The organism is Enterobacter sp. SECR19-1250 (genome assembly GCF_013391025.1).
GTDB classification, from domain to species: Bacteria; Pseudomonadota; Gammaproteobacteria; order Enterobacterales; family Enterobacteriaceae; genus Enterobacter; species Enterobacter cloacae.
On sequence record NZ_JACASJ010000144.1, the window covers coordinates 1 to 9,383 of the forward strand.

5 protein-coding genes are annotated in these 9,383 nt (G+C 43.8%); 4 read left to right on the forward strand and 1 reads right to left on the reverse strand.

Translation table 11 applies throughout. The features are described 5' to 3' along the window. Positions 1–609 precede the first annotated feature (609 nt). From HX884_RS23845 to HX884_RS23860, 4 genes are all read left to right on the forward strand, one after another. Positions 610–2,919, forward strand: a complete 2,310-nt coding sequence (locus HX884_RS23845) for a TerB N-terminal domain-containing protein (protein ID WP_080781749.1) — start codon at positions 610–612, stop codon at positions 2,917–2,919. Positions 2,920–2,922: 3 nt separating this feature from the next. Continuing rightward, positions 2,923–4,239 carry an ATP-binding protein gene (locus tag HX884_RS23850; protein ID WP_075191693.1) on the forward strand — a complete coding sequence of 439 codons (1,317 nt, stop codon included), beginning with the start codon at positions 2,923–2,925 and terminating at the stop codon, positions 4,237–4,239. Continuing rightward, entirely contained in the window at positions 4,236–6,434 is a 2,199-nt protein-coding gene (locus HX884_RS23855) for a DEAD/DEAH box helicase (RefSeq protein WP_178328898.1), read from the forward strand. Before HX884_RS23850 ends, HX884_RS23855 begins: the two co-directional genes overlap by 4 nt. Positions 6,435–6,733: 299 nt before the next feature. Further along, positions 6,734–7,702 (forward strand): HNH endonuclease, encoded by a 969-nt coding sequence (locus HX884_RS23860; RefSeq protein ID WP_178328899.1) that lies wholly within the window; start codon positions 6,734–6,736, stop codon positions 7,700–7,702. Between the two features lie 462 nt (positions 7,703–8,164). On the opposite strand, the gene HX884_RS23865 is transcribed toward HX884_RS23860, so the two are convergent. Next, on the reverse strand, positions 8,165–9,331 hold the full coding sequence (locus HX884_RS23865; protein WP_256737190.1) for an HNH endonuclease: 1,167 nt from the start codon (positions 9,329–9,331) through the stop codon (positions 8,165–8,167). Positions 9,332–9,383: the final 52 nt, after the last annotated feature.

A 9,383-nucleotide genomic window follows, 5' to 3' on the forward strand; every position in this document is an offset into this window, starting at 1 on the left:
TTTTAATCAGCGAGTCAGCTTGGGAAGAAATGACCTGCTTATTCGCACCTTCCCTTGCTAACCGGCAAAATTAGCAAGCTACGTTGAATTGTGAGAGGAGGCGTTTTGGGGCTGATGGCTTGGGTCTGAAGGGAAACAAGTAAAACCACGCTGAATCATTTTTTTTAATTCCCAGGTTCATTATCTGAATGAAAATGAAAGGGTGGCAAGAAATGTCAACTACTTGCGAAAGTCATTATTCGAGATGATATAGCCCCTAGAGCCTTCCTGATTGAACAGATTTTCGACACCTTCAGTGAATCGGTAAATTTCATTATGCAGCAGTCAGGTCTTCATCCTCACTATAGTTGCTCGTATGATAGCGTAACAGCAGTGCAACATTCTTCTGAGGAGGATGACCAAACAGGCATTCGTACATCTTAAAAATTCAGTGATGGTAAAACACACCTATCCGATGATTTTCATTCTTTTAATCAATAACTTATTTTTTTATGCGATTTAGTTTTAACCTTCTCAATTTAGAAGTATTATTTTGAGATTATTCCACTTGCTTTACTCTCTCTCGCCATTTTTGGTGCCTATGAGAAGTCATTTTTAAGGTTTATGCTCATGGAGTTATGGATATTTTTAGCGGCGATTTATGTTGTTTATTTTTTGTTTTTCAAAAAGAAAAAGCATAAATCTACCCAGTCTCCTGTTTCCAAAACTGTCAACGCGCCACCTAATGAATGGATTGCTGACATCGAGAAAAAGGAGGCGGTCATGCGAAAAGATGAAAGTGAAGATGACAACCTGGCAACCTTTACACTGAGCAGTGGCCGGGGTGTAGAATTCCGAGTAACCACCAATCATCATCAGAAAACATCAAAATCAGATGGTGTATTAGCTCGATGGGTCCTTCCGGGTGAAATGATAACTGTAGCTGGTGTGACAATCACTGGTGGTCACATTTACGTGGGGCAACGTATGAAGCCCTCCGGTCAGGAATCAGGCGGCTATTATGACGATGGAAGTGAGGCATCATTAATTGATGACACATGTAAGATAAAACCTACTTCTTATCTTTACGAGGACAGTTCATTAGGATACTGGCCCAGTTTTTCCTCTCTTTCCCCAGAAGCACGCGGTGCGTATGTCAGTTGGCTCGCCAGCGATAGGTCTGATCCATCGTGTCCTATCGGCTATGTTTTTATCTACCTCTACGGACTGGAAAGAAAAGCGCTCGTAGATTCCACTGACCCAAAACTCCCTGATGCTGAGTTCCGTAATCTGTTCAATGAAGTCGCTCGGTTAAGATCGGTATTCATTGAGAACCGCTCATTCCGTGGATATTCGGCCCAATTACTCGAAGCCATGTCTATTCTGCGCCCGAACATGGGCTTAGCCACTGAGCTCGATAGCAATTCAGGTTTCAGCAACAGCATGCAATTTAAGCTGGCTCTGGCAAAAACTGTACATGAAGGAGTTCCTGTATCAGCTGAACTGGCGTTGAATTGGGTAATAAACCACACCGAGTATTCGCTGCGTACCCCGGCTCGCCGCTGTGCTAAAGAGTTTGCTGCGCTTTTCAAACGGCGTTACACCCTCAAATATGGTGAAGGGATGGTCGTTAAGGCGAATAAAACGCGCCTAAGGTTAGATTACACACCAGCAAGTCCTAGTTTGCGAGGTGTTCGACTTCCTGTTCCCGACCTGCCTGATCCAAGTGCGTTGAAGAGCCCTGTCCAGAAAATTATGGCTCTTGCCGACATATGTACGGATGAACTTGATGCTTATAGTCGCTACCTTGGTAGGAAAGGTACGTCAGTCAATGATACGGCTGCAATTATGTTGCTCCCTTCAGAGATCGTTAATGAAAGCGCAGAAAAAATATTAAGCTCATTCAAACGCTGGGCTGATGAGGCGATCCTCGTCAAGGAGGGGTTAGTCTCAGTTGCTGACTTTTGGGCACATATGAATGCCAGTTGCCCCAATAAGATCAATAAAAAAGAGGCCGATTTGATGCAGGCCTTTGCTCTGAAGATGGGTTACGGTCTGGCACCTGACCCGTATTATCACCATGTGAAGGCGGATGTTGATGGGACACTTGTTCTATTCCCTGCCGCCGAAGGTGGACGCTTCTCACCTTCTCCTGAATTTATCTCAGCAGTAATGACGCTCAGATTAGGGGCGATGGTCGCCTTGATTGACGATTTTCTTGATCAAGCTGAACAGAAAGTGCTTGAGAATGCCATCAACAACAATACTGGCTTCACCGATGATGAAAAATGCTCTCTACATGCGTATTTAACGTGGCAACTTCATACCCCAGCCAATATGACAGGAATGAAAAGCAGGATTGAGTTGATGGGGGCCGCGGAAAAAGCTGCTGTGGGCAAAGTTATCGTTAGTGTTGCCTGTTCGGATGGGACAATAGCGCCTGCCGAAATCAAACAGCTTGAGAAGATTTATTCAAGTTTGGGGCTGGATCCCTCATCTGTCTCGAGCAATATCCATCAGCATTCCGCAACTGAACATGATCTCGTCTCGTCTGTACCAACTGATCAGCCAGCAGTAGGGTTCACACTGGATGCTAATGTACTTGCCCGCCACGAATCTGCCACGGATGATGTTCGTAAATTGCTGAACACAATTTTCACCGAAGAAGAACCGGAAGAGCCAGAAAGCGCTCCAGCCTCATTAACGGAGGCGGGGGGGCTAGACTCCGCACATAGCCAGCTTTATCACAGTTTGCTGGAGAAAGAACAGTGGTCCCGGAAAGAGGCGACAGAATTGTGCGGAAATTTGAATTTGATGCTCGGCGGTGCGCTTGAGGTGATTAATGACTGGTCCTATGCGGTGGTTGATGCTCCGGTACTGGACGATGCCGATGATGATATCTGGGTTGACCTGGAAATTGCCAAAGAATTAGAGGGATAGTGAATGTCTGTAACACGTATAAGAGTGAAAGAACGTGACGCTATTATTCAGTCACTTAAGTCAGGTGTAACGCCAAGGATAGGCATTCAGCATATCCAGGTTGGCCGCGTGAATGAGATCACCGCTCTCCATCAAGATATTGAGAGGATTGCTGACGGTGGTTCAAGCTTCAGACTTATCATCGGTGAATATGGTTCTGGTAAAACGTTCTTTCTGAGTGTTGTGCGCTCTATTGCGCTAGAGAAGAAGCTGGTGTCAATCAGTGCAGACCTTTCTCCTGACAGACGCATTCACTCATCGGGAGGTCAGGCTCGTAATCTCTATTCTGAGCTTATGAAAAACATGTCCACCAGAAACAAGCCGGATGGTAATGCGTTACTTAGCGTTGTTGAAAGATTCGTTACGGAGGCAAGGAAGGAAGCTGACACGAACGGCTCCGAGGTTTCATCAGTTATTCATAAACGCCTGGCAGCACTATCAGATATGGTCGGCGGATATGACTTTGCGAAGGTCATTGATGCATTCTGGCGCGGGCATGAGCAGGATAACGAAACACTAAAATCCAATGCTATTCGCTGGTTGCGGGGAGAGTACACCACTAAAACTGATGCCCGTAACGATCTCGACGTTCGGACTATTATCTCAGACGCTTCATTCTATGACTCTTTGAAGCTGATGAGCCTTTTTGTCCGCCAGGCAGGCTATGCCGGTCTTTTGGTCAGCCTCGACGAAATGGTGAACCTCTTTAAACTGAATAATACGCAAGCAAGAACAGCGAACTACGAACAGATTTTGCGGATCCTGAATGACTGCCTGCAAGGCTCAGCCGAGAATATTGGTTTTATCCTCGGGGGGACGCCAGAGTTCCTTTTCGATCCTCGCAAAGGTCTTTACAGCTATGAGGCGCTCCAATCACGTCTGGCGGAAAATCGGTTCGCGCAAAAAGCAGGAGTGATTGACTACTCGTCTCCCACTTTGCATCTTGCCAGCCTCACCCCTGAGGAACTGTATATTTTACTGAGAAATCTTCGTCATGTTTATGCAGGCGGAGATCCAGAGAATTATCTGGTTCCAGATGAGGCACTGACTGGATTTCTGCATCACTGTAGTAAAACCATTGGAGACGCTTACTTCCGTACCCCCCGTAATACCATAAAAGGTTTCCTAGACATGCTGGCCGTGCTGGAACAAAACAGAACGATGAACTGGCAAACACTAATCGAGGGTGTGGCGATTGAAGAGGACAGGCCCAGCGAAATGGATGACGCCATTATAGAGGAAAGCGATGACGACGACGGACTGGCGAACTTCAAATTATGAGCAGTGCCTATGATAGTCTCGATCCCCGCGTCCGTAAGTGGGTTTACAAGCAGGGGTGGTCTACATTAAGGCCCTTGCAGGAGAGTTCTATCCCGGCAATTTTAGCCCGTGATCGAGACGTGCTAATCAGTGCAGGCACAGCAGCGGGTAAAACAGAGGCTTTCTTTCTTCCTGCCTGTTCGGCAGTTGCAGATCTCACTAATGGATTTGGCATCGTCTATATCAGTCCGTTGAAGGCATTGATTAACGATCAGTACCGTCGTCTTGAGAGCCTTGGAGATGCATTGGAAATGCCAGTGACTCCTTGGCACGGGGATGTACCACATAGCAAAAAGAAGAAGGCTCGGACAAACCCTGCTGGCATTTTACTGATTACACCTGAGTCACTTGAGTCTTTGCTCATAAATTCAATGGGCTGGCTCAAACAGGCGTTTTCGTCAGTCGCATACATCGTTATTGATGAGTTTCATGCTTTCATTGGCTCAGAGCGTGGTGTACAGCTGCTTTCTCTGCTCAATAGAATTGACCATGTGTTAGGACGCCTGGTAAATCCAATTCCCCGCGTTGCGTTGAGTGCCACGCTGGGGGAACTGGAGAAAGTACCCGAACTTTTGCGCCCGGACAAACGACTACCCTGCGTAACTGTTACAGATAGTAAGAGCGAGGCCACTCTTCAGGTACAGGTCAAAGGTTATCTGGAGCGAGTGCTCCAAAAAGAAGAAGAACTTCAGAGTTCAGCTGAACATGACGTTTGCGCTGACATTTTTAGACTTTGCCGTGGCGATTCTCATTTGGTCTTTGCAAACAGTCGAAAGCGGACTGAAAGCATTGCTGTCACGCTGAGCGACATGTGTGAGGAACATATTGTTCCCAATGAATTCTTTCCCCACCATGGTTCCCTTGCCAAGGAATTGCGGGAAGCGCTTGAAACTCGTCTTCAGAAAGGAAATTTGCCCACAACAGCTGTTTGTACAATGACGCTTGAGTTGGGAATTGATATCGGTAAGGTTAAGTCGGTTATCCAAGTTACGCCTCCGCATACTGTTTCCAGTCTGCGTCAGCGTATGGGACGTTCTGGGCGACGCGACTCCCCATCAGTTCTAAGAATGCTAATTACAGAAAATGAGCTCACTGTGACTAGCAGTATCGTTGACCACCTCCGGCTGCATTTGGTCCAGTCGATGGCAATGATCAGATTGATGATCTCTAAACAATGGTTTGAGCCTGCCGATTCCCAGCAGATGCATTACTCCACGCTGCTACACCAGATTCTTGCAATTACCGCGCAATGGGGCGGAGTTCGTGCCGATCAACTCTGGTCACAGCTATGTCAAACAGGCCCGTTCCGTAATGTGGATATAGGCGATTTCAAAAGCCTGCTTAAACATATGGGGGCATGTGGCCTGCTCACTCAACTCGCTAGTGGAGAAATGGTTGTTGGGGCAGAGGGGGAGAAACTGACTAACCATTACACGTTTTATGCCGTGTTCAACACACCAGAAGAGTTCCGCATTGTCACCGGAAACAGAACCCTTGGAACAGTGCCTGTGGACTCCCCGCTGCTACCAGATCAACACATCATCTTCGGTGGGCGGCGCTGGAGAGTGACAGAGATCGAGACAGAGAAAAAAGTTATCTATGTAGAGGCGACCAAAGGCGGTCAGCCACCACAATTTAGTGGGGGGGGAATGTCTGTTCATGATGCCGTTCGTCAGGAAATGCTCGCTATCTATAGGGAAGGTGATTACCGCATAGCAATAGGTAGCAAGAGAGTAGATTATGCCGATTCTGCCGCCAGAAGCCTATTTGCGGAAGGCAGTCGTAACTTCCAGAGTTATAACCTGCAAAATGAGTATTTTCTTACGAGCGGCCAATACTGTTACATCCTCCCATGGATGGGAGATAAGGTTGTCAATACGATTACAGCCTTGCTCATACGTTGTGGCTTTAAAGCTAATTCATTGGCTGGAGTTATAGAAATTGACGGCTCAAGTATCACTTCTGTTCAACAGGCCCTTAAAGGCCTGCTGCTGTCAGGCTTGCCCTCAGCGTTTGATCTTGCTGTAAATGTTCCAGAAAAGTACTTAGATAAATATGATGAATATTTACCAGAGTTTCTGCTTGCGAAAGGATTTGGGGAAAAAGCGTATGACATTGAAGGCGCGTGTACCTGGCTGAAAGAACATCTTCAGTAAACTGGTTACATAAAAAGGGGGAGATATTCCCCTTAAGCTTGAGGCCGATTGATGATATCAATTTTTGCTCTTGGCTCGGATCTGCCAGAAATCTAGGTCATAAGGTCTGCTTTGAGCGAGGAGCGGACGTTAAGTTACATTTACCCGCAAACTGTGAATCGAACGTTATCTCTTATTATTAATGAAATATGATCGCTTAATAGATTACATTTAGATATGATTTAACCCAATTAAAGGCTCGTTTCTTTAGCGTAAACTGACGAATAGATAACCAACCAGAATTATAAAGGAACTATTGAATGATTAGGAATTATAGAGCGCTTAAGCTTGAACTATGGGAGAAGTTTAATCACCAATGTGCTTACTGTGGCACTAGACTTTATGAACCATTGATGGCGGATGTTGAGCACTTTTTACCAAAATCAAAGTATCCTGACTTCCAGGAGGATACAGATAATCTGCTCATCGCTTGTAGAGCATGTAACACGATTAAACGAGATCAGTTTCCTCTAGATGAGAATGGTAAACCATTACTCCTAAATCCTGTGATTGAAAGTTTTTCAGAACATATAAAACAAAATAAAAATGGATATTTAGAAGGTTTAACTGAGCGAGGGCAGGCGACTATAGATGTATTGCAGTTGAATAGGCCTTCATTAATCGAACAGCGTATTCTAGATGTTATTGACATGCAGTTTTCTGATGATCGAAATCTATCTGAACACGATGTCTATATAACATTCAGAAATAGTATGCTGAACGCCATAAAGCTTAATGATGCTCAGTTACAAATTGATAGTGTTTTACAAGTACAAATGACTTATATGCTGTATGCCAATATAATAACTTCTTTGGAAACATATTTATGTGACCGTTTTATTTCCTTAATCTACGGTAGTCAAGCGAACTTAAGAAGTTTTGTTGAAAATTTTAAAGATTACAATCAAGAAAACTTCTCACTTTCGGAGTTATTTATAAAGCATGAAGAAATAGAATCTAAAGCGATGGAGTCTATGAAGAGTGTGCTTTATCATAATCTACCAAAAGTAAGTGGCATGTATCGCGATACTTTTGGCATTACATTCCCTATATTCGCAGACGTTTATAAAAGCGTGTTAATCAGGCATGACTTAGTTCATCGAGCAGGTAAAACAAAAGATGGAAATTTTCATGAATTAAATTCAGAGTCAGTTAAAGAGGTTGTAAAAAATTGCTCTGACTTGGTTGAGCAACTAGAAAAAGAGCTTAAAGATTGTACAAGGTTCTAGGTGGTTGCCACCATATCTAAGGTGACCGCGCGGGCGGTCACCAAAAGTAATATACTTTCATTCTCATTTTAATCATCCTGAATAAATACATTTTTTGTTTATTCAAGTTGGCCTGCTTCATTATTTAATATCCACCCAATGGCGCAAGGACTGCTTCTGGCACTTAGCAGACAGGTTCGGGGCAAGAAGTCGGTACGAGCGAGGAGTGGAAGTTGGCACTTTTGTGGGGTCAGTCCAGTTCCCACAAAAGTGATTACAGAAACAGCCGCAATTCAAGGGGCGGTATTTGCATTAAGTAACCACGAGGGGCGATAAGGATTAGTAAATGTCAACCTTTATGCTGAATTGAAATGTTTTTATTTATAATTAGCATTTTAGGCGAAAAAGAAAGGTTTGCTTATGAATATTCATTGCATGTTAGGGATAATTATCTCCATTAGATAACATAATGTTTTAATTGCTCTAAATTCTATCAATATTAAAGCTAAGCCAGCGTTCTAACAATCCTGATTTGTTCAGAGGTACTGAGTGATCATTTAGTTTTTTACCTTCCAACGTACTTTTAGCAAAGTATGTACAATCAGCCTTGAAATGCACTGTAAGAGAATCAGGCTCGATAGCCATCATTCCAGCGTCAAAAAGACGATGCAAACAAGCAAGCATAAGCACCCCATTAGAAGTGTTATTGTTCCCCGTTCCTACTGGCTCAATGTGAGCTGCTTCTAACGCTTCTCCGCTATTCGTAATAGCGCAACGATAATCAAAGTTAGCGGCTACACGTTCTTTAAAATCGTTCTGATTGGTACGGCTACGAACAATGCGATCAGCAAACAAAGCTTGCTCAATAGAATCAGCGAGGGTAACAGCGTAGGAGGAATCATTAGCAACAGAAGCTACATGTGCTTCTACAAGCGTTTCTATGGCCTCTGTAATGGTGTTTGCTTGTTCAGAGTCAGGGACAATAATCGCTTCTAAAGGAAGTACAGGTTTTTCTACAGGGGCTTTATAGGGCTTACAGACACTAAGAAAATCATGTATCTGTAATGCCGTCATATTCTCTTTAATTGCATCCCGTTTAAACGCTTCAACCATAGCAGCACTGTAACCTTTCTCTGCAAACAACCTGATCCACTTGTCACTAAATGATTCTGGCGTTTTGGCAATAGGAATAGAAACAACTGGCTCTACTGGCTCAGTAGATAGCAATACAGGCGACTCAATGACAATATCCATAATATCAATAGGCGCTTCATTTTCTACAATTAACTTAGGTGTACTTACGCTAGTATGATGAACATCTTTAGTATGATCTACAAATGCACCAAATGATTTAAAGTCAATTTTGCATTCAATACATGAAATAGGACGTCTTAAAAGTGCTGTGTCGAACCGTCTTTGTTCGACATTAGATAAATTGATCGCATCTTGCTTAACTTTTGCTATGTGCCAGGGATCAGATTTAATCGTCTCCTCATTAAGTAAAGCATTGGATTTAATAATTCGGTTTGTTCTGACAGCAGAAGGTTTTTTATCGTTATTTAGTTTATCTAGATTTGCACTTAAAATAATTGCTCTAGCTTTCTTAGCGGCTTGTTTTTTAGATAAACCAGATGCAATAAAATCTTGCATGATCTTGACCCTCCATCTCCGAACAGCTTTTGTATCTTAAGTTAACGATGTC